At 65.0% G+C, this 21,873-nt stretch carries 17 protein-coding genes; 11 read left to right on the plus strand and 6 right to left on the minus strand.

Annotated features, from left to right (window positions below; translation table 11 throughout):
- The first annotated feature begins 287 nt into the window (after positions 1 to 287).
- The 3 genes from E4487_RS16425 to E4487_RS16435 are packed head-to-tail and all read left to right on the plus strand — an operon-like array spanning position 288 to position 3,829.
- Complete coding sequence (locus tag E4487_RS16425; RefSeq protein ID WP_037056020.1) at positions 288 to 932, plus strand: paraquat-inducible protein A; 645 nt, start codon at positions 288 to 290, stop codon at positions 930 to 932.
- Positions 919 to 1,536, plus strand: coding sequence for a paraquat-inducible protein A (locus E4487_RS16430; protein WP_037055940.1), 618 nt, complete (start codon positions 919 to 921; stop codon positions 1,534 to 1,536). Before E4487_RS16425 ends, E4487_RS16430 begins: the two co-directional genes overlap by 14 nt.
- Positions 1,529 to 3,829 carry a PqiB family protein gene (locus E4487_RS16435; RefSeq protein ID WP_037055942.1) on the plus strand — a complete coding sequence of 767 codons (2,301 nt, stop codon included), beginning with the start codon at positions 1,529 to 1,531 and terminating at the stop codon, positions 3,827 to 3,829. The genes E4487_RS16430 and E4487_RS16435 overlap by 8 nt, the downstream gene beginning before the upstream one ends.
- 201 nt (positions 3,830 to 4,030) lie before the next feature.
- On the opposite strand, the gene mksF is transcribed toward E4487_RS16435, so the two are convergent.
- The 3 genes from mksF to mksB form a co-directional block, all read right to left on the minus strand.
- Positions 4,031 to 6,862 (minus strand): Mks condensin complex protein MksF, encoded by a 2,832-nt coding sequence (gene mksF / locus E4487_RS16440; protein ID WP_175253866.1) that lies wholly within the window; start codon positions 6,860 to 6,862, stop codon positions 4,031 to 4,033.
- Positions 6,859 to 7,551 (minus strand): Mks condensin complex protein MksE, encoded by a 693-nt coding sequence (gene mksE, locus E4487_RS16445; protein WP_037055946.1) that lies wholly within the window; start codon positions 7,549 to 7,551, stop codon positions 6,859 to 6,861. Before mksE ends, mksF begins: the two co-directional genes overlap by 4 nt.
- A 168-nt stretch (positions 7,552 to 7,719) precedes the next feature.
- Positions 7,720 to 8,961, minus strand: coding sequence for an Mks condensin complex protein MksB (gene mksB, locus E4487_RS16450; protein ID WP_175253867.1), 1,242 nt, complete (start codon positions 8,959 to 8,961; stop codon positions 7,720 to 7,722).
- Positions 8,962 to 9,185: 224 nt separating this feature from the next.
- Between mksB and E4487_RS16455 the strand changes: the two genes are divergently transcribed.
- From E4487_RS16455 to E4487_RS16485, 7 genes are all read left to right on the plus strand, one after another.
- Positions 9,186 to 9,791 (plus strand): hypothetical protein, encoded by a 606-nt coding sequence (locus E4487_RS16455; protein WP_134678210.1) that lies wholly within the window; start codon positions 9,186 to 9,188, stop codon positions 9,789 to 9,791.
- A gap of 187 nt (positions 9,792 to 9,978) precedes the next feature.
- A complete protein-coding gene (locus tag E4487_RS16460) occupies positions 9,979 to 11,007 on the plus strand; it encodes a DUF6160 family protein (RefSeq protein WP_175253868.1) in 1,029 nt (342 codons plus the stop codon).
- 2 nt (positions 11,008 to 11,009) lie between these two features.
- A complete protein-coding gene (locus E4487_RS16465) occupies positions 11,010 to 12,065 on the plus strand; it encodes a hypothetical protein (RefSeq protein ID WP_257229444.1) in 1,056 nt (351 codons plus the stop codon).
- Positions 12,052 to 12,642, plus strand: a complete 591-nt coding sequence (locus E4487_RS16470) for a DUF6160 family protein (RefSeq protein ID WP_175253869.1) — start codon at positions 12,052 to 12,054, stop codon at positions 12,640 to 12,642. The genes E4487_RS16465 and E4487_RS16470 overlap by 14 nt, the downstream gene beginning before the upstream one ends.
- Positions 12,643 to 12,652: 10 nt before the next feature.
- Positions 12,653 to 14,980, plus strand: coding sequence for a DUF6160 family protein (locus E4487_RS16475; RefSeq protein WP_175253870.1), 2,328 nt, complete (start codon positions 12,653 to 12,655; stop codon positions 14,978 to 14,980).
- 266 nt (positions 14,981 to 15,246) lie between these two features.
- Positions 15,247 to 16,344, plus strand: coding sequence for a carboxynorspermidine decarboxylase (locus E4487_RS16480; protein ID WP_175253871.1), 1,098 nt, complete (start codon positions 15,247 to 15,249; stop codon positions 16,342 to 16,344).
- A gap of 143 nt (positions 16,345 to 16,487) precedes the next feature.
- The gene (locus E4487_RS16485) at positions 16,488 to 17,732 is read left to right on the plus strand and encodes a saccharopine dehydrogenase family protein (RefSeq protein ID WP_037055960.1); all 1,245 of its coding nucleotides are present in this window, start codon (positions 16,488 to 16,490) and stop codon (positions 17,730 to 17,732) included.
- Between the two features lie 60 nt (positions 17,733 to 17,792).
- On the opposite strand, the gene E4487_RS16490 is transcribed toward E4487_RS16485, so the two are convergent.
- Genes E4487_RS16490 through E4487_RS16500 form a run of 3 tightly spaced genes read right to left on the minus strand, consistent with a single transcriptional unit; the run spans position 17,793 to position 20,820 of the window.
- Positions 17,793 to 19,100, minus strand: a complete 1,308-nt coding sequence (locus tag E4487_RS16490; RefSeq protein ID WP_037055962.1) for a CitMHS family transporter — start codon at positions 19,098 to 19,100, stop codon at positions 17,793 to 17,795.
- A 50-nt stretch (positions 19,101 to 19,150) separates the two neighbouring features.
- On the minus strand, positions 19,151 to 19,471 hold the full coding sequence (locus E4487_RS16495) for a hypothetical protein (protein ID WP_175253872.1): 321 nt from the start codon (positions 19,469 to 19,471) through the stop codon (positions 19,151 to 19,153).
- On the minus strand, positions 19,471 to 20,820 hold the full coding sequence (locus tag E4487_RS16500; RefSeq protein WP_134678215.1) for an acyclic terpene utilization AtuA family protein: 1,350 nt from the start codon (positions 20,818 to 20,820) through the stop codon (positions 19,471 to 19,473). The genes E4487_RS16495 and E4487_RS16500 overlap by 1 nt, the downstream gene beginning before the upstream one ends.
- Before the next feature lie 110 nt (positions 20,821 to 20,930).
- Here E4487_RS16500 and E4487_RS16505 point away from each other — a divergent pair, with 110 nt between their 5' ends.
- Complete coding sequence (locus E4487_RS16505; RefSeq protein WP_134678216.1) at positions 20,931 to 21,869, plus strand: LysR family transcriptional regulator; 939 nt, start codon at positions 20,931 to 20,933, stop codon at positions 21,867 to 21,869.
- The last annotated feature ends 4 nt before the right edge of the window (positions 21,870 to 21,873 follow it).

Here is a 21,873-nt window from a genome sequence, read left to right on the forward strand (position 1 = left end):
CTATACGAAACCCCAGATCTCTAACGAGGTCTGGGGTTTCTTCTTTGCGCGGCAGAAAGTCGGGCGTGGGCAGCGCCGGGCATGTGGGCGAAGGCTGATCGCCGGCAAGCCGGCTCCTACGCGGCGGCGCCTAAGCCTGAGTGCCACGAAATTCCCGTAGGAGCCCGCTTGCGGGCGATGCGGTAGTCGCCGGCTAGCCAGCTCCTACGGGGGCGGAAAGTTACAACCTTGCCGGATACGGACGAAATGGCTCGGTTAGAATGCGCGCATGCATTCAGGGGACCTTCATGTCTGCTCCGTTATCCTCCTTGCCTGTGCACGAGCTGGTTGCCTGCCATGAGTGCGACCTGCTCATGCGCAAGCCACAGCTTGCCGATGGCGAGAGCGCTCAATGCCCGCGCTGCGGCTACGAACTGTTCAGCCACCGCCATCAGGTAGTGCGCCGCAGCCTGGCTCTGGTGATGGCGGCGTTGCTGCTGTACATCCCGGCGAACTTCCTGCCGATCATGCAGCTCAATCTGCTGGGCCAGACCTCTCAGGATACCGTCTGGAGCGGTGTGCTCGGGTTGTACGACAGTGGCATGCAGGCGATCGCCGTGGTGGTGTTTCTTTGCAGCATGGCGGTGCCGCTGCTCAAGCTGCTGTGCCAGTTGCTGGTGTTGCTGAGCATTCGCCTGGACTTCGGACGCAGCTATGGCCTGCTGCTGTATCGGATTTACCACCACCTGCGCGAGTGGGGCATGCTCGAGGTCTACCTGATGGGCATCCTGGTGGCGATGGTCAAGCTGATGGACCTGGCAGATCTCAGCCTGGGCCTGGGCCTGTTCTGCTTCATTGCGCTCCTGTTGATACAGATCTGGCTGGAGGTGACGATGTCGCCACAGCAGATCTGGCAGGCGCTGTCCGGGGAAGACGTTCATGCGTGCGATTGATGCCGGCCTGCTGGTCTGTCACGAGTGTCACCAGCTCAATCCGATCGAGCCCGAGGTCGAGCACCAGCACTGCAGCCGCTGTGGTGGTTTGGTGCATGCGCGCAGGCCCAACAGCCTGGTTCGGACCTGGGCGCTGCTGCTGACCTCGGCATTGCTGTACATCCCGGCCAACGTGCTGCCGATCATGACGATCAACAGCCTGGGCAAGGGCGCACCGGCGACGATCATGGAGGGGGTGGTCGAGCTGCTCCAGCACGGCATGCTGCCGATCGCTGCCGTGGTCTTCATCGCCAGCATTCTGGTGCCGACCTTCAAGCTGGTCGGTATCGCCTTGCTGCTGTATTCGGTGCAACGGCACCAGCCGATGTCGGCCCGGCAGCGTATTCTGATGTATCGCTTCATCGAGTGGATCGGGCGCTGGTCGATGCTCGACATCTTCGTCATCGCCATCCTCGTGGCTCTGGTCAACTTCGGCAGCCTGGCCAGTATCGAGGCCGGTGCCGGTGCGGCTGCCTTCGCCAGTGTGGTGATCCTCACCATGCTGGCTGCACTTACTTTCGATCCCCGCCTCATCTGGGACAACACGGAAACCAACCATGACTGATCTTCCTATGGCCAAGACGCGTCCTGCTTCCAACTGGTCGGCCATCTGGGTCCTGCCCCTCATCGCCCTGCTGATCGGCGGTTGGCTGGCCTGGCGCGCCTACAGCGAGGCCGGCATCCAGGTCGAGCTGATCTTTGTCAGCGGCGAAGGCATCCAGGCTGGCAAGACCGAGTTGATGTACAAGGGCATGGCCGTGGGCAAGGTGGTCTCGATCAGTCTTGATCAGACCGGCAAGAATCGTGGTGTGGTGGCGCAGCTCGAGGTCAACAAGGATCTGGAGCAGTACCTGCGCAAGGGCACGAGCTTCTGGCTGGTCAAACCCAATGTCAGCCTGGCCGGGATCAGTGGGCTGGAGACGCTGGTGTCGGGCAACTACATCACCTTCAACCCGGGTGACGGCGAGGCGAGCCGTACCTTCACCGCGCTGACGCAAGAACCGCCGATGGGCGACGACGTGCCAGGCTTGCACCTGACCCTGAAGGCCGATCGGCTGGGGTCGCTCAACCGTGACAGCCCGGTGTTCTACAAGCAGATTCAGGTCGGCCGGGTGAAGAGCTACACCCTGGGGGACGATGAGAGCACCGTCGAGGTCAAGGTCTTCATCGAGCCCGAGTACGCCAGCCTGGTACGCAAGCACACGCGCTTCTGGAACGCCAGCGGCATCAGCATCGATGCCGACCTGTCCGGCTTCAAGCTGCGCAGCGAGTCGCTGGCCAGCATCGTCGCCGGTGGCATCGCCTTCGCCACGCCGGAACATCGCAAGGACAGTCCGCCGACCGATCCGTCGCTGCCTTTCCGCCTGTACGAGAGCTACGACGCCGCACAGGCCGGCATCAAGGTGGTGGTCAAGCTCACCGACTTCGATGGTCTGCAGGAAGGCAGAACGCCGGTCATGTACAAGGGGATCGAGGTCGGCACCCTGAAGACCATGAAGATCGACCGCGACCTCGCCAGCGCCACTGCCGAGCTGACCATCAACCCCTTGGCCGAGGACTATCTGGTCGAAGGCTCCGAGTTCTGGGTGGTCAAGCCTTCCATCTCGCTGGCGGGCATCACCGGGCTGGAGGCACTGGTCAAGGGCAACTACATCGCGGTAAGGCCGGGTGAGAAGGGCAGCCCGCCCGCTCGCAGCTTCGTCGCGCGGAGCAAGGCGCCGCCCCTGGACCTCGGCGCACCGGGGCTGCATCTGGTGCTGTTCAGCGATCAGCTGGGCTCCATCGAGGTTGGCAGCCCGGTGCTCTATCGCCAGATCAAGGTGGGCTCGGTACAGAGCTATCAGCTGTCCAGGGACAATAGCCAGGTGGTGCTCGGCGTGCATATCGAGCCGGACTACGTGCATCTGGTCAACACCTCGACACGCTTCTGGAATGCCAGCGGTATCACCCTCAAGGGCGGGCTCTCCGGGGTGGAGGTGAAGAGCGAATCCCTGCAGACGCTGTTGGCTGGCGGTATCGCCTTCGAGACCCCGAACCCCGAGGCCCCCGCTTCGGGGCGCCAGGTGCAGCGCTTTGCGCTGCATGCGGATCGGAACAGTGCCCTGCAGCCCGGCACGCAGATTCGCATCCGGGTGAACGATGGCGATGGCCTGCAGCCGGGGACCCTGATCCGCTACAAGGGACTGGAAGTCGGCAAGGTGGAAAGCCTGGCCCTGACCGATGACCTGCAGGCGGTGATGCTCGATGTGCGCCTCACCCAGGCGGCAGCGCAGATCGCCCGCGAAGGCTCGCGCTTCTGGGTGGTCAAGCCCGAGCTGAGTCTGACCCGCGCCGCCAACCTCGGCACGCTGGTCAGTGGCCAGTACCTGGAGGTGCTGCCGGCGTTGCAGGGCGGTGCCCAGCGCCTGCAGTTCACGGCACTGGATGGCCCGCCCAATCAGGCGGTACGCGAGCAGGGCCTGCGTCTGGTGCTGAGCGCGCCACGACGCGGCTCGATCAAGCCAGGGGTGGTGGTCAGCTACCGTGAGGTGCCGGTGGGCAAGGTGGTGGATTTCGAGCTGGGGCCGACCTCGGATCGGGTGTTGATCCACGTGCTGATCGAACCGCGCTATGCGCCGCTGGTGCGTTCGGGCAGCCGCTTCTGGAACGCCAGCGGCATCGGTGTGGATGCGGGGCTGTTCAAGGGCGTGAAGGTGCGTACCGAGTCGCTGGAGGCGCTGATCGAAGGCGGTATTGCCTTCGCCACGCCGAACAATCCGGAGATGGGCGGCCCGGCGCAGCCGGGGCAGACCTTCGCGTTGTTCGATGAGCCGCAGGACGCCTGGATGCAGTGGGCGCCGAAGATCGTCCTGGAGTAGGACGGCGCGCGCGGCGGTTGCCGGGAGGGATGTAAGAACGACATCCTCCCTGCGCAGTAACAGGAAGGGCCGCATTGTGCGGCCCTTTCTTTTGGGGGATGTGAACAGCGGCATCCAGCCGGCTGGTAGAGACAAGCTCGCGGCTGAAGCCGCTCCTACGCTCATGTCCCGAGCCGTGGGAGCTGCTTCGGCCGCGACGAGTCAGGCCGGCTCGGCGGTTTCTGTCTGCTCGGGCGCCTGCGCCTTGGCATTCTCGCGGGGCTTGATGAACTTCCAGTCCGCCTCGTCGATGTAGATACCGTTGGGGCCGCTGCCGCCTTCCAGGTCGATGGCCACATGGGCCGAGACCTGCGGCTTGACCGAGGCCAGGATGGGCACGAAGCCCAGCTGCAGGCTGGTCTCGATCAGCGCCTGCTGGTTGCGTTCATCGATGTCCGCCGCCTCGTCGAGGTAGTAGGGCAGGCGCACGCGCCCGGCCTGCTCGCGATCCATCAGGTGCAGCAGCAGGTACATGTTGGTCAGCGCCTTGATGGTCATGGTGGTGCCGTTGCTGGCTGCGCCATCGATGTCGGTGTGAATCACCGGCTGGCCATGCACCTTGGTGATCTCGAAGGCCAGTTCGAACAGGTCCTTCAGGCCCAGCTGGTTGCCGTTGGCGGCCACCAGGCGCGACAGGTAGTCCTTGGCTTCTTCGTTCCTGGCGTCCTGCTCGGCCGACTGCGACAGGTCGAACACCGACAGGGTCTCGCCTTCCTCGTACTGGCCGGCGCTGTGGATGATCTGGTCGATGTGGCGCAGGGCTTCCTTGTTCGGCGCGAGGACGATGCGGAAGCTCTGCAGGTTGGAGACCTGACGCTTGTTGATCTCGCGGTTGAACAGGGCCAGCTGGTGTTCCAGGTTGTCGTAGTCGCTGCGGATATTGCGCAGGGTACGGGCGATATCGGTGACCGCTGCGCGTCTGGCCTTGGCCAGCGTGAGGGCTTCGTCCTGGCGGTGGGCGTAGGCGTTGACCAGCAGTTGCAGGCGGCGCTCGACGTCGTCTTCGCTGTCGAACTTGGCCACGCCCTTGAGGCGAACCTGGGCGTACAGCGCCTCGATCTGGCCGTCGATGCGTTGCAGCGCCTGCCAGGTGTCCTGGTAGTCGTTGAGCAGCGGCAGCAGGTTGTCCAGCGAGTCGTCCACCGGCTCCATGAACGGTGTGCCGAATGGCAGGTCGGCCGGCAGCAGCTGGCGACGGCGCAGGGCGTCCTCCAGGGTGCGTTCCTTGGCTTCCAGATCGGCCAGTTGGCGACCGACCAGCTGCAGCTTGGCGGAGAGCTGCTGCACCCGCTCGGCGAAGGCGTCGCTGGCGCGCTTGAGTTCGTCCTGGGCGCCTTCCAGTTCGGCCAGACGTTCCAGCTTCTGCGGCTCCTCGGCGGCCAGGGTCTGACTCTTGCGGAAGTCTTCCAGGGCTTTCTGCGCGTCCAGCACGGCCTGGTACAGGGTTTCGGCCTGGGCCTTGCTGGCGGCGCGGTCGGCGGCGACCGACTGCTGGGTCTTGAGCTGCTTCAGCTCGCGCTCCAGGCGATCCTTCTGGTCGCGCAGGGCGGCGCGGTCAGCCAGCGCCTGCAGGGCCGGCGGTTCGATATGGCTGAGCTCGATGGACAGGCCGGGCACGGCGAAGGTGTCGCCCTTGAAGCGGTCGAGCACGGCTTCGACCGCCTTGACCCAATCGTCGCCGTCGGCCTGGATGCCTTTCTCGCCCAGCGGCAGGCTGAACAGCTGGCCGTTGAACAGGCGCATCAGGCGGTCGACGTCGGCCTGGCTGAATTCCTCGCGCAGGCGCGAGTAGCTGTTGTTGTCGGCGTGGTCGAGCTGCTGCCGGACCGACTTGAGGCGTTTTTCCAGATCGCGCAGACGCTCGTCGAGGTCCTCGCTGGAGAACTGCCGCGACTGCGCCAGGGCGCCAGCCAGCTCGTCGTGGGTGTCCTTGGCGGCGAGCAGTTGCTCTTCCAGCACCTTGGCGTCTTCGACCAGGGCGAAGCGGTTCTTCAGCACCGCCAGTTCGCCCAGCCAGCGTTGGATTTCGCTGATCTCGCGCTCCAGGCGCATCAGCTCGCTGGTGCCGCCGCGCTGTTCGTTCTGCAGGCCGTCCTGCTCGTTGCGGTAATGCTCGGCCTGGATCACCAGCTCTTCCTTGCGCGCATCGGCGTAGTCGTGCCAGGTGCCCAGCAGGTTGTCGAGCAATGGCGACAGGCGATGCAGCTTGCCGCGCAGGATCTCGCGCTGGCCGACGCCGGTGGCCAGCGCTTCGATCAGCGGGCCGGCAGTGACCAGTGCCTGGTAGTCCTGCTCCATGCGGCGCACGTCGCGGTAGGCTTCCTCGGTGGCGGCGATGTAGTCGACGCTGCCCGAGCGCAGGCTGTGCTCGAAGGCATCGAGGAACAGCTGCTTGAGCTTGGCCGCAGTGATTTCGCGCATGTGCAGCAGGTTGATGAACAGCGCGCGGAAGGTCTTCAGGCTCTGTTCGCTGGTCGAGCGCAGCGGGATCAGGGTCAAGTCCAGCGGGATGCTGGTGTGCCCACCCACCAGCAGGCGGCGCAGTTCGTCGGGCTTCAGCTCGTAGGCGGTGATGCCGGCCTGGCCGAGGTTCTTGAACAGTTCGCGCTGACGCAGGCAGGTGCCGTTCTGCTGGTAGTGCTCCAGGTCCAGCTCGCCGGCGTAGGCGAAGAACTGGTGGCCGAAGCCGCCGCCCGGGCCGCGTCCGGCCACGCCGATGACGTGCGGGCCGTGGGGCAGGGCAACTTCGACGAGGATGTAGCTGGTGTCGCTGGCGAAGTAGAACTTGCGCGAGGCTTCCAGGCTGTACTTGCCGAAGCTCATGTCCGACATGCGCGCCAGGATGGGGAACTGCAGGGCGTTGATCGAAGCGGACTTGCCCAGGTTGTTGGCGCCGTACACCGACAGCGGGTTTTCCAGCGGGAACAGGCCGAGGCTGTAGCCGGCGGTGTTCAGCAGGGCGAAGCGGCGGATGCCGTAGCGTTCCTGGCTCATGCGTCCATCTCCTGTGCAGCGCGTTCTTCTGCCATGGCGCGGGCCAGGGCGTCTTCCTCGGATTCCTCGGTGTCGCTGGCCTCGGCCACTGCGGCATCACCGTCATCGTCCAGCAGCACCGGTGCCGGCAGCGGCAGGTCGCTGCTGTGCAGGCTGGCGGCCAGGTCACGGTCGTGCTGCACCGACAGGCAGACGTCGAGGAAACGGTGCATCGGCGGCAGGAAACGGTACACGCCGTTGCTGTCCTCGGCGAAGCCGAGCTGGGTCAGGCGGCGGATGATCTTGTCTTCCAGCTCCTCGAAGGTGGTCACCTCGGCCTGCAGGAACAGGTCGCGGTACTTCTCCAGCAGAGCCGGCAGTTCGTCACGGCCTATGCTGCCGCCGTCGAGCACGGAGAGCGGGTCGCGGCCCTGGTCGGCCAGGTGCTCGACCAGGATGAAGGTGAACAGCGCCAGGCGCTGGGCGGTCTTGTTCACCTGCGGTGCGACCTGCTCGGGGACGAAGTAGTAGAAGCCGCGCGGGTCGCAGACCAGCTCGAAACCGAGGGCGCGGAACAGGGCACGGTACTGGTCCTGCATGCTCGACAGCTGGGCGTAGCACTCCGGCTCGCTGCGGGAGATGTGGTAGCCCTTGAACAGATCGCGAAACGCGGCTGCCAGCTGGGTCATTTCTTTCAGGTCGATATTCATAGACGGTGCTCACGGGCAAGCATTGGGTCGAGTGCGCCTGGGCGCGCTCCACCTGAGAGTTCGGGGTGGCCGATGGCGGGCAGGCGCAGGGTGGACGACGCTTGATGCCTCCACGGCCCGGCCAGCGGCGAGATGGACAAGCAGAGCGTTGTCCACCCTACGAGGTGCTCATGCATCGGGGTGACCCACCAGGGCGTAGGAGCTGATACTGATTTCATGCTCGCGGGTCAGGTAGGTCTGGCGCTGCAGGCGGTCACGCTGGAAGCGCGATTCGCGCGACAGGCGCGAGAACCAGTAGAGCAGTTCGTCGGTGGCGCCTTCCGGTTCCTGCTCCAGCAGCCAGGTCATCAGGTCCGGCAGCGGCAGGGCCTGTTCGCAGCGTTCGATCATCTCCCGTGCGGTCTTAGGCGCCTTGGGCGCGCCGCCCTTGCGGCTGCTGCTGGCCTTGGGGAAGTGCGCCGGCTTGGCTTCGAAGCGGGCCAGGGCGTAGACATAGGCCTCGACCTGGCTGGCCGAGCCCAGGAAGTTGCTCTGCGGTCGGGTGAACAGTGGCATGGCGGCCTGGGGCACGGCGTCGATGCCCTTCTTGCGGATCACCGACAGGGCCAGCGCCGCGCCACGGGTCACGGCGTTGTGCCGGCGCGCTTCCTCGCGCAGTGGCAGCAGCAGTTCGCGGGCCTTGCGCAGGGTCAGCTGGGCGGTGGTCTGCATTTCCAGGATGCGCGCGTGGGTACGCAGCAGCAGGTCGTCGTCGACCAGTTGGCCGAGGCGCTGCTGGTCGCCGAGCAGGCGCAGCAGCACCTGTTCGACCCGGCGTACCCCTTGCTCGAAGGCGCCATCGGCGGCGACCAGCTGGATCATCGGCTCGACGTATTCGTCCCAGGTCGCCAGTACCTCGGCGTAACGCTGGCGCAGGGGAATCTGCCGGTCGCTGGTCTTGGCCCGGTCGGCCACGCCGACCAGCGCCTGTTCGTCGTTGCCGAGTTTCTTCAGCACGTCGCGCACGCGCATGTCGAGCAGGCGCAGCTGGCGTGCCAGGTCGTTGGCGTCGCGTACCTCGAAGGCGTCCTGGATATAACCGGCCAGGCGCTCCAGATGGCGCAGGTAGGCCTCGATCTCCAGGCACAGGCCCAGGCGGTGCTCGCGGCGCAGATAGGCGAGGAAGTCGTGGATCTGCGCGTTGAGCTCGAAACGGTTGGGGCTCTTCGCCACCGGCACCAGGATGTCCAGGCGAATCCAGGTGTCGAGCAGGGCGGTGGTGTCACTGGGCGTCGCGTCGGGCAACTGGGCCGCGAGCTGGCCGCGCAGCTCGACCAGGCTCAGGGTGCCCGCGTCGAAGCGCTCGCACAGCGGTTCGAGCAACGTCCAGTGTTCGGCGAGGGCGCGCAATACGCGCTTGGGATCGATCATCGAGGCGCCGGGTTCCAGGCAAGTGAAAAGGAGCGATTGTACTGCAAGGCGGATGCCTGTTTTGAGCCCGAATCGATCAGTTGCAGGTGACGTTATTCGGCACATTGGGACGGGCTGCGGTTCGCTGGTAGCTGCAAACCCTTGAAATGCCGCAGAAATCGGCACTCTGGCGGATGGCACGCTTTCTGCCATGTCCCTGAGGAGAACCTGCCAGTGGAGTCACCATGTCCGCCCTTGCCCTAAATGTCGATGCCCGTTGGCACGAGTTGCAGCATCAGCGCGACCTGGATTGGGACCTTCACGCCATCACCGACCGTGCCCAGGCGATCGCGTTCCTGCGGCGTTTCGAAAACCGCCTGTGCATCTACTCCAGCTACGTCGAGAAGCTCTACAGCAACTACAGCTTCGTGGTGCCGCAGGACGAGCAGGGCGGCATCACCATCCTGCCCGACGAGATGGCCTGGCACGACATCTTCCATGACATCCCCGCCGACGCGGTGGAGCCTACCGGCGTGCACGTCCTGCCGGGTGAGGCCATCGGCTGTGACGGGTTATACATCAAGGTTCCGGGGGAGTCGCGGCTGGTGGCCTCGCGCGAGCTGCCGTTCCAGGAAGGATTGCGCCTGCTGATCGAGCGCTACCGCCAGCGCGGCGAGCATTTCCTGCCCGTGCTGGTGAAGGGGGATCTGCGCGAGTACGAGGCGCGCATGCCGTCGTTACACCTGCACCGCATCAACCCGAGCAAGCTCGGGCACTGCTCCCGGCTGAGCATCGACGCCATTCGCAGCGCGATCGCCGAGCACCTGCTGAGCCTGTTCCGCCAGCGTTGACCGGCAGTGGTGTTACGCCGATGTGACAGCTGGTAACACCCGCCTTGCGGTCATTCTCCCGCTGCAGGCCGTTTGCCAGCCTTTTCTCGACTATGGGTCGGGCCGCTTTTGCCGGTGCCCTTCTATAGTGGCTTCAAGAAATCGAGTCGGAGCGCTCGATGCCACCATAAGAAAAAGGGGGTTTGCCATGCGTCGGTCCTTTCGCTTCGCCAGACATGCCCTGGCGCTGGTTTGTGCTGGAGCTCTGAGTGCCCAGGTCCAGGCCAAGATGGTCGAGCTCGAGGACAGCGAGCTGTCGGACATCACCGGGCAGGCCTTCATCAACCTGACCACCGACAGCAATGCCGGCATCAATTACACCCGCGTCAATTTCGGCCTGAACATCGACACCCAGCTGAACGTCAAGAAACTGCAGCTCGGCCAGTACACCCGTCCCGGTGAGGCCGCCGGTTCGTCCGACATTCTGATCAACAACTTCGCGCTGGGAACGGTGGGGCCGAACGACACGATCAACCCGTTCAAGATCTCCAATCCCTTTCTCGAACTGGCTTACGAAGGCGATCGCGTCGTCGGGGTGCGCATCGGCTTCGGCGAGGCCAAGGGTACACTGTCCGGGGATATCCGGAGTCTGACGGGCAATATCCCGGTGCATATCAAGGGTACTGGCGATGCCATCTACGACAAGGCGACCTTCGCCCAGCGCGCAGCGTTGCTGCTCGCCGGGGTGTATCGCAGCAGTACCGTCGAGGCCGACGCCATGTTGGTCAACTCCGGTGGCAAGGCAGACCCGGTCAGGGGCACCATGGCCGGTATCAAGAATGGCGATGGCCTGACCTGCACCTCCGGCTGTGCCGGCGGCTGGACCGATGCCCTGCTGGGGGTCTTCGCCTCGGGCAATTGCAGTATCCTCGGCATCCAGACCTGCTTCAATCTGTCCCAGTTCCAGTCGCTGCCGGTGGGTAACACCAGCGACATGAGCAACATGCAGAACGCCGCCAAGGGCTTCTTCATCTCTCTGCAGACCCAGGACGTCGCCTGGCGAGACATGGACAGCAATGCCTTCATCACCGCGCTGCAGGGCGCGTTCATGAACCTGCCCAAGTACCGTGACGCCAACGGCAACCTGGTGTCGCCGATCAATATCGACTTCGACCAGGCCTTCAACGGTATTCCCCGGCAGGATACCTGCGTCGGTAGCGCCACTGCGGGGTGCTGAACATGCGTAACGGGGTGCTGCTGATGGCGCTGCTCCACGCCGGAACCACGTTGGCGATGGAGCCGCTGAGCGACGCGGAAATGTCCGACGTGCAGGGCGCCGGCCTGGGCTTCGTGTTGGATCAGGTGCTGCTGGATGGTTCCGGTGCGCAGATCGTGATCAACGACATCACCGACGGTCAGGGGCGCAACGTGCCCATCTCCCTGAAGAACCTCTATCTGGGGGCCGCCGGCAGCGACAAGGGCAGCAATCTCAATCCGGTGACCATCGGCAGTCTGGACCATCCCTTCGAGCTGGAGCTGGCCAAGGGGGAGGAGCTGCGCAGCCTGCGTGACGACGGGCAGTGGGTGCAGACCACACCGAACAACATCACCGTGCTGTCACTGAAGTTCCCTGAGCGTCTCGTTTCGGGCGGCAATCCCTGCATCGCCGGCTATGCCGGTGCCGGCTCCAACTGCTCGACCGGCCCCAGCGGGCGTGCTGACCTGGGCATGCGTTTCGATTTTCAGGTATCGGCCGGACGTACCGAGATGCTCGCGCTGGACATCCACCAGTTGGTGATGGACGGCTCCTACCTGCGGCTGTGGGGTGATCCTGGGCAGAATGGCAATGGCGAGCTGGTCGGCGAGGCGCGGATCAACATCTTCGCCAAGACCCTGGAGGTGATGTCCTGCGCCCAGGCCAACTGCGATACCGCTGGCGAAACCGCTGCGCAGCGCGGCGCGCGCACCCTCTATATCACCAACGGTTACGCCAACATTGCCCTGGGCTACGGCAAGTCGCAGCCGCTGCGGTTGCGGGCGAGCGCTGACGGCCAGTTCGTGCTGGAGTTGCAGAACCCGACGGCGACCGGCACCACGGCGGCACAGCGCCAGGCCCTGGCCAGCGACTTCTATGCCAATGCGCCGCGGACCAACCTGGTGTTCGAGAACCTCACCATGGGCGGCACGCGCAGCAGCCCCACGGCGGTTCCCACCGGCGGCTACAACTTTGGCCGCAACGAGATCTCCGGGTTGAGCTTCAACTACCTGAAGGTGAGCAGCTATGACCTGCATTAGTCGAGCGATTGCCGTGCTGGCGCTGCTGCCAAGCCTGGCGCTGGCGGAAATGCAGGCTCTGGATGACGACACCCTGAGCGAGCTGAGCGGCCAGGGTGGTGTCTACCTCTCCGGCGAATTCAGCATCAACAAGAACGGTGGCGTGCTCTGGGATACGCCCGCCAGCAACAACCCCGCGCAGTGGACGGCCAACCAGCGCAGCTGTGCCCTGGTCGGTGCCAGCAGCCCGGAGAGTTGCGGCATGCGGGTGGCAGTGCGCTCCGGTGCCAATGCCGGCTGGTATGTGCTGGACAACATCAAGGGCATCTTCAGTTTCGAGGGCCTGACCCTGGATACCCGTACCCTCACCAGTGCTGGCGGTGAGCGTGAGGTGCTGGCGTTGGGGCTGCCCAACGAGATTCGCTTCAAGGACGGCAACTTCGCCTTTGCCGTGGCCAGCCAGGGCGGTTGGAAGAACAAGGCGCTGAGCGCCGCCAATGGCGGTGACCCGAGCTACCAGCAGACCACGATCTTCTCCGCCAAGATCGATGGCAGCATCCGCATGCAAGGCAGCGTGCTGGTGTTCCCGACCAACTGAGGAGGCCGTTATGCAGCGTTACGGATGGCTTTCTGCGCTGCTGCTCGGCAGCACGCCGGTCTGGTCGATGCAGGCGCTGGACGATGCCGGCCTGGCCAGTGTCAGTGGTCGTGGCGGCATCAGCATCGAAACGAGCGGTGGCGGCTGGTCCGCCGATAGCCTGGAGTACCGCGAGGACGGCCAGAGCCTGCGCGTCGAAGGCATCTCCAGTCGTGCGCAGCAGGCTGGCAGCCGCTCCACGACGCAGATCGACGTGATCGACGACCGCTTGCATGTCGAGCACCAAGGCCGAGCGAACGAACTGGCGGTGAAGGGTATCGGTTTTGCCGGCAGCGACAGGAGCTTTGGCGCCTTCCGGGCCTTCTATACCCTGGGGGCCAGCCTACAGTTGCGCGGTGGCGGCGCCAGCGGTGTCGCCGGGGTCAGCGTCGATGACAGCCGCCTGAGCCTGGATGCGGTGACCTTCTACTACCGCGACAACGGCTTCGACCTGATCGTGCGCAACGCTTCGTTCGATGCCTACCTGAACAACGCCTATCTGGACATCGTCAGCGGCGGCAACGGCTCGGCGGTGCGGCTCGATCTCGGGGACACGCGCTTCGTCGCGCAGATTGGCGGCATCGGTCTGGATCTCGCCCATGGTGACCCTGATCCGGGTGTCGCGGTGACACCGAGTGCGCCGGATACCCGTCATGTCGACCATGCGCGCAGCTTCGGTCAGCTGGATATGGATCTGCGCCTGGGCGGCAGTGTCCGCATCGCCGGCGGCGGCGCGAGTGGCCAGGGCGTGCGCCTGATCCCCCAGATCACCATCGCCAACAGCCTGTTCCAGTACAAGGATGATGGCGTGCTGCGCGCCGAGAATTTCGCCGGAGTGCTCAGCAGCCAGAATGGCATCACCCTCGACCTGGGTGAGGACGGCAGCGGGCGCTATGCCCAGTTGGCCTTCCAGGACCTCAAGCTGAACGCCAGCCTTGGCGGGTTGATCATCGGTAACCCGAGCAATCAGAAGATCGGCAGCCTGGCCCTGGACCTCAACTTCCAGGATCAGGGCGCGCGGCAGAACTGGTTCAAGCTGCGCCCCGGCGGTGACCCCAATTCCGGCTTGCAGGGCATCAGCGCCGATGTGTCGTGGAACATGGTCAGCAGCTCGGTCTCGCTCACCGATAACGGTAACAGCATGTGGTTCAGCGGCCTGCGCACCCATGGTGTCGGTCAGCTCACGCTCGATCTGACCCGTAGCTGTGCCGGCGGCGTCAGCACCGGCTGCTACGCCGGCAGTGTCGACACGCAGCCCGGCAGTGGCGGCTATGACGGACATTTCGACGGCCTGCGCCTGGGGCTGAAGAACGTCAGCGGTGGCTACAGTTTCGATGGCCTGCGGGTCGGCGGGGCCGACGCGCCGTTGCAGGGTGGCACCGAACTGCTGGTTCTGCTGGAGATCTTCCCAGCCTACGATTTCACCCTCAACGGCCAGCTTACGCTGCGTCCCGGCGGCGCCAGTGGCGACGGTGTGCGCTACAACGCCGACTTCTTCGTCACCGATGCCAACGCGGCGATCACCGTCGATGAGACCGGTCGCGGTCTGTGGCTGGCGGGTACGCGCTACGACATGCACTTTCGCGATGGGTCGCTGGACGTGACCCAGGCCGGTGTGCAGTTGAGCAAGGGCACCTACTGGTCGACCCTGGATGTGCACGATGTACGCTGGGGCGACCGAGCCGCTGGACAGAGTCTCGGCCGCATCGTGCTGCGCCGCTACGAACAGGGCTCCACCCTCAGCCTCAGTTCCGGTGGCGCCGGCGCGCTGTGCGTCGGCGGCAGTGGCAGCAACGCTTCGGCGTGTGCCGCCAGCGGCGGGCGCTGGGAGGATCGCGGCAACGAAGGCCTCACCGCCGGGCTGAAGAACGTCTTCGTCCGCGATGCTTCGGGCAACCCGGCGGGGAGCGTGTCGAACAGCGAGAAGCGCAACCAGCTGATCATCGAGACGGACCGGGTGAACGGCGTCGACGGCACCGGTGCGCAACTGGTGGTGGACAACTTCTACACCTCCGATGCCAACCCCGGCGATGCCAATGCCAACAGCTACGGGGTACGGGTCGACCTCAACCTGGATGTGGCGCCGACCAGCGTCTGCGACAAGAGCACCAGCGGCTGCCCCCCGGTGTCGCCGGATCCGTTGGGCTTCGCCGTCAACGGGCGGGTGCATTTCAAGGAGATCAACATCGACCGTATCCAGAACGTTCACCCGAGCGGCGGGGCGGTCACCTCCATGTACGGCATCAAGCTGCAGAACGCCGATATCCGCGCCAACCTCACCGCCACCCCCATGAACTGAAGCGGAGCCTGCAACGCATGGCCCCTGCCGCCATGCGCTCGTCGCGGCCGAAGCCACTCGCACGGGCCAACCGGGCGCCCCGTCATACCGCTGTAACCGCGCTGTCCTAGCGTGCTCGTCCAGGCGGGCCAGCTTCCGGTCATCACCGGTTGTACAAAAAATCTCCAATGCCCTTTCGATATGCGCCGGTTATCGGCACAATTCGCGTCCACTTTTTTCCGGGGGGCAGAATGTCCCTCACTGGCTGACCTTGCTGGGGCGACGAGATGATCCAGACGCCGTACTACCTCATCGACAAACAGAAGCTGCTGGTCAACCTGGAGAAGATCGCCTACGTGCGCGAAAACTCCGGTGCCAAGGCGCTGCTGGCGCTGAAATGCTTCGCCACCTGGTCGGTCTTCGACCTGATGCAGCAGTACATGGACGGCACCACGTCGTCCTCGCTGTACGAGCTGAAACTGGGGCGGCAGAAGTTCGCGGGCGAGACCCATGCCTACAGCGTCGCCTGGGCCGACGACGAGATCGAAGAGATGGTCGCCAACTGCGACAAGATCATCTTCAACTCCATTGGCCAGCTGGAGCGTTTCGCCGAGCGGACCTCGGGCAGCATCCGTGGCCTGCGCGTCAATCCGCAGGTGAGCAGCTCCGACTATCTGCTGGCCGACCCGGCGCGTCCGTTCAGCCGCCTGGGCGAGTGGGACCCGGCCAAGATCGAGACGGTCATGGGGCAGATTTCCGGTTTCATGTTCCACAACAACTGCGAGAACGGCAGTTTCGAGCTGTTCGACAAGATGCTGGGCACCATCGAGGAGCGCTTCGGTCATCTGCTCGCGCAGGTGGAGTGGGTCAGCCTCGGTGGCGGCATCCACTTCACCGGCGAGGGCTACCCGATCGATACCTTCTGTGCGCGACTGAAGGCCTTCTCCGAGAAGTACGGCGTGCAGGTCTACCTGGAGCCGGGCGAAGCGGCGATCACCCTCAGCGCCTCGCTGGAAGTGACCGTGCTCGACACGCTGTACAACGGCAAGAACCTCGCAGTGGTCGACAGTTCCATCGAGGCGCACATGCTCGATCTGCTGATCTACCGCCTCAACGCCAAGATGGCGCCCAACGATGGCGAACACACCTACATGGTGTGCGGCAAGTCCTGCCTGGCTGGCGACATCTTCGGCGAATACCAGTTCGACAAGCCGCTGCAGATCGGTGATCGCCTGTCGTTCATCGACGCCGCCGGTTACACCATGGTCAAGAAGAACTGGTTCAACGGCCTGAAAATGCCGTCCATCGTGGTGAAACAACTCGACGGTAGCGTCGAGGTGGCTCGCCAGTTCGAGTTCGACGACTACCTGTCCAGCCTGTCGTGATATCCCCTGGGGTGGATGAGACTTTGCTCGTCCACCCCGGTGCGGCGGTGAGGTGGACGCTGAAGCGTCGTCCACCCAACGGCCCGCACTTCCCTTGCAACGCAGTACCTATCTAGAAACGCAGTACTCAGGAGGTGAAACAATTGAAGAAGAACGTTCTTATCATTGGTGCAGGAGGTGTCGCCAAGGTGGTGGCCCACAAGTGCGCGCAGCATAACGACGAGCTGGGTCGTATTGCCATCGCGTCACGGAACATCTCCAAATGCCAGGCCATCATCGACAGCGTACAGGCCAAGGGCAGCCTCAAGCAGCCCGGCGAGATCAAGGCCTATGCACTGAACGCCCTGGACGTGGAAGCGACCAAGGCGCTGATTCGTGAAACCGAGTCGCAGATCGTCATCAACGTGGGCTCAGCCTTCCTCAACATGTCCGTGCTGCGCGCCTGTATCGATACCGGCGTGGCCTATCTGGACACCGCGATCCACGAAGACCCGAGCAAGATCTGTGAAACCCCGCCGTGGTATGGCAACTACGAGTGGAAGCACCTGGCCGAATGCCAGGACAAGGGCGTGACCGCCATCCTCGGTGTCGGCTTCGACCCGGGCGTGGTCAATTCCTATGCCGCACTGGCGCAACAGCAGTACTTCGACAAGATCGAGTCGATCGACATCCTCGACGTCAACGCCGGCTCGCACGGCAAGTACTTCGCCACCAATTTCGACCCGGAAATCAATTTCCGCGAATTCACTGGCACGGTCTACAGCTGGCAGAACAGCCAATGGACCAGCAACAGCATGTTCGAAGTCAAACGCACCGACGATCTGCCGGTGGTTGGCGTGCAGAACCTGTACCTGACCGGCCATGACGAGGTGCACTCGCTGTCCAAGCACCTCGACGTGCCGAACGTCCGCTTCTGGATGAGCTTCGGCGACCACTACATCAACGTCTTCACCGTGCTGAAGAACCTCGGCCTGCTCTCCGAGCAACCGGTCAAGACTGCCGAAGGTCTTGAAGTGGTACCGCTGAAGGTGGTCAAGGCCGTGCTGCCGGATCCGTCTTCGCTGGCGCCGGGCTACAGCGGCAAGACCTGCATCGGCGACCTGGTCAAGGGCACCAAGGATGGCCAGCCGCGCGAGCTGTTCATCTACAACGTGGCCGACCACAAGGAAGCCTACGTCGAGACCGACAGCCAGGGCATTTCCTACACCGCCGGTGTACCGCCGGTTGCCGCCGCCCTGCTGGTGGCGCGTGGCGAGTGGGACGTGTCGCGCATGGTCAACGTCGAAGAGCTGCCGGCCGAGCCGTTCCTCAAGCTCCTGGATGTGATGGGCCTGCCCACCCGCATCAAGGACGAGCACGGCGATCGTCCGTGGGACCAGGCCATCTGAGCCCGTCCCCAGCATGAAAAAAGGATCGCCTCGGCGATCCTTTTTCGTTTCAGGCCAGGCTCAGAGCGTGACCACGCCCAGCAGCACGGCGGCGGCCAGCATCACTAGGCTGATTCCCCAGGCCCACAGCAGGGTGTAGCGAATGTGCCGGTACAGTTCGACCCCCGCCAGGCCGATGGCCAGGTACACGCTGGGCACCACCGGGCTGATGCCGAAGCCGGTGTTCTCGCCGATCAGCAGGGCCTTGGCCACCGCCGCCGGGTCGACCCCGGCCGCCACGGCGACGTCGCGGATCACTGGCAGCAGGGCGAAGTAGTAGGCGTCCGGGGAGAACAGCATGCCCAGCGGTACGCCGAAGGCGCCGATGATCAGGTGCAGCCAGTTCGCCGAGCCGTCGGGCAGGATGTTGATCATCCAGTGCGCCATGCCGTCGGACATCCCGGCGCCGGCCAGCACGCCGAGCAGAATGCCGGCCGCGAGCATCACCAGGGCCATCTGCATGGCGTCGCTGGCGTGACGCAGCACGGCCTGGTTCTGCTCTGCCAGGCTCGGGTAGTTGAGCAGTAGCGCGACACCGAGGCCGACCATGAAGCAGGCGAACAGCGGGAAGGCGCCGGTGAACAGGCAGGCGAGGATGATCAGGGTCAGCGCCAGGTTGGCCCAGTAGCGCCAGTGGCCGAGACTCAGCTGGCGGCTGTCGTCGGGCTGTTGCGCGGTCTCCGGCAGCGGCCCGCCGGCCACCCGGCTATCGCCGCTAATGCTGCGTTGGGCTCGCAGGCCGAGAAACGCCGCCAGCGCCAATACCAGGGCCAGACCCACCGCTTGTACCGGAATCAGCGCGATCCACAGTTGCGAGGCGTCGATGCCGGTCACCGCCGAGGCGCGTGCAGTGGTGCCGCCCCAGGGCACCATGTTCATCACCCCGGCGCTGAGCACGACCAGGCACAGGAGCATTTCGCGCGGCATGCCCAGGCGCAGGTACAGCGGCAGCAAGGCGGGAATCACCAGCAGGAAGGTGGCGGCGCCGATGCCATCGAGGTGGGTCACTGCCGTCACCGCGACGGTGACGAGTGCCACGGCCAGCGGCTTGCCGCCCGTGCTGCGCAGCAGGAAGTTGACCAGCGGGGCGAACAGGCCACGCTCGCGCATGACCCCGAAGTAGAGGATGGCGAAGATGAACAGGGTGGCTGTGGGCGCCACGGCCTTGAGCCCGTCGGTGGCGAACTTGCCGATCTCGCTCGGGGTGAAACCGGCCATGGCGCAGGCGATCACCGGCAGGGTGACGAAGGCCACCAGCGGGCTGATGCGGCGCAGCAGAATCAGGGTGACGATGAGGAACATCAGGCCGAAGCCCAGGGCGGTGATCATGATGATCTCTCCGGTGTTGTTATTGTTGGAGACAGGGTGAGAGTGCGCGCTCAGTCGGGAGGCGGCAGCCTCAGGCCGAGCAGGGCGTAACTCAGGCTCTTGCCGTGACGGTCCAGGCCGGGACTGGCATTGACGCCACCTTCCAGGGCGTTCTCCACGACGAAGTTGAAGCCGCCCAGGTTGGGCAGCGCGTAGCGTGTCACCGCGCCGATGGCGCGATGGCCCAGGCAGGCCGCCACGCGCTCGCAGGTCAGCTCGCGCTCCAGCCAGGCGTAGTGCTCGGCGGCGAAGGCGAATACCGCCACGCTGAGGGTGTTGCCCTTGTCGCCCGCGCGGGCATGGGCGTAGTCGCACAGCAGGACGTCGATCATCAGAACCACTCCAGTCGTTGTTGCACCGCTGTGCGTTCGATAAGGAAGCTGGCCGTAGCGAGCGATTCGCCGATATGCCGGCGTACCCCGCCACCGCCGGCAGGGCCGTTGGTGTAGAGCGATTCGGCATCGAGCAGCAGGCGCTCCAGCAGCGCCTTGTCGTGATCCAGGAAGCTGATGCGCAGGCGCGCGTCCTGGCAGTCGGATGCCTGTGCCAGGCGCTGCTGCAGCCACTGGCCGGCGGCATCGTTGAACAGGCTGGCAACACCGATGACATCGATCCATGGCGTGAGCCGAGGGGCCAGCCTGGCGCAGCGTTGCAGCAGGATGTCGCGTGCCAGTGCGGCGCGGGCTGCCGCGCCTGGGCCGGCGTAGGAAATCTCCGCCTCGGCGAACCACTTGCCGCGCAGGCCGATCAGCCCCTTGAGCTGCGTGGGGCGTGGTTTGCCCTGCACGCCGCTCACCTCGACCTGGTCGATGGCGACCTGGCGCACGCGCACCTGGCTCAGGTCCATGACCACGTCCGGCGTCAGGTAGGCGGCCGGATCATGCACTTCGTAGAGCAACTGTTCCTTGACCGTGCGCTCGGTGACGCAGCCGCCGGTACCGGCCGCCTTGCCGATGACCACGCGGCCATCGGCCGCGACCGTGGCGATGGGGCAGCCGACGTTGGCCAGGTCCGGCACGTCCTTCACGCCCGGATGGGCGAAGTAGCCGCCGCTGACCTGAGTGCAGCATTCGAGTAGATGGCCGACCGCCGTGGCCTGGGCGATGCGTTGCCAGTCATCGGCCGCCCAGCCGAAGGCATGACGCAGCGGGCCGACCGCCAGGCTGGGGTCGGCGACACGACCGCAGAGCACGATGTCGGCCCCCTGGTCCAGTGCCTCGGTGATGCCATCGGCCCCGCTGTAGACGTTGACCGAGACCACCTCGCCATCGAGCGACGCGGGCAGCCAGCGTTGCAGCTCGATGCCGGCATCCAGCAGGTCGTCACCCAGTACGCAGGCGATGCGTGCCGCTGCGTGGCGCGTGGTGTCCAGGCGCTGGCGCAGGCGGCGGGCTGCGGCAACCGGGTTGGCGGCGCCGCCGTTGGTGATGATGGGGATGCCGGCGTCCAGGCAGGTCTCCAGCACCGGCTCGAGGAAGTCGAACAGGCGCAGGGCGTAGCCGCTCTGGGCGTCGTTGAGGCGGCGCAGCTGGGATTCGGCCAGGGTGCGTTCGGCCAGCAGCTCGAAGAACAGAAAGCGCCGACCATCGCGAGCGGCGAGGTCGTTGGCCAGGGCCAGCGCGGCATCGGGACGGTCGTTGGCGAAGCCCGCCCCGCACCCGATATGGACTGTTGTGGTCATTGTCGATCCATTTAACGGTCAGGTCTGGGGCAAGGTTGACCTGTGGCGATTTAGTTGTGAATTCGAAATGTGATATGAATTAATAAGCATGTTTTATAAGTTGCCTCGTCATGGATATCAGCTTCCGTCAGCTTCAGGCGTTCGTCCTGATCGCCGAACAGCGCAGTTTCAGCCGCGCCGCCGAACAGATTCACCTGTCGCAACCCGCGTTGAGCTACAGCCTGCGCAAGCTCGAGGACGCCCTCGGCCTGTCGCTGCTGGCGCGCAACACGCGCAGCGTGGAGCTGACCGATGCCGGCCTGCGTTTTCTCGAGCAGGCGCGGCGCCTGCTGCGCGACATGGACAACGCCGTGCACGATGCCCGCGAGCAGTTGCATCTCGAGAGTGGCTCGCTGCGCATCGCCGTGTTGCCGTCGGTGGCGATCGAGCCGTTGCCACGGGTGCTGCAGGAGTACCGACGGCGCTATCCCGGCATCGACATCAGCCTGTGCGATGGCCGTGCCGGAGAGATCCGCCAGTGGGTGAGCGCCGCCGAGGTGGATTTCGCCATCACCTCGGCGGCGGACGATCTCGGGGCGCTGGATTTCCGGCCGCTGTACGACGACAGCCTGGTGCTGCTGGTACGTGGTTCGGCTCGCCTGCACGGCAAGGCCCTGCTGTCTGCGCTGCGCGAGCAGGACTATATCGCCACCACCCGTGACACCAGCCTGCGCGGCATGGCCGATGCCACGTTGCAGCGCATGGGCCTGCTGCGCGAGCCGGCGTGGGAGGTGGCCTACATGAGCAGCGCCGCAGCGCTGGCACGCTCCGGGCTGGGCTATGCGCTGCTGCCGGCGAGTGTCGCCGATACCTTCAACGGCGATGGCAGCCTCGCCGTGCACGTTCTGGCCGAGGCGCCCGTGCGCAGCATCGGCCTGCTGCAGCGCAAGCCCTGCTACCTGAGTCCGCCGGCGCAGGCCTTCGTCACGCTGCTGCAGCAACTGACGCGGGGTGCTCAGGGACTATCCGCAGGCGTCGATTCACGCGACAATCCCACCTCTTTCAACTGACTGC

The sequence above is a fragment of the Pseudomonas sp. BMW13 genome (genome assembly GCF_013357275.1).
Classification (GTDB): domain Bacteria; phylum Pseudomonadota; class Gammaproteobacteria; order Pseudomonadales; family Pseudomonadaceae; genus Aquipseudomonas; species Aquipseudomonas khazarica.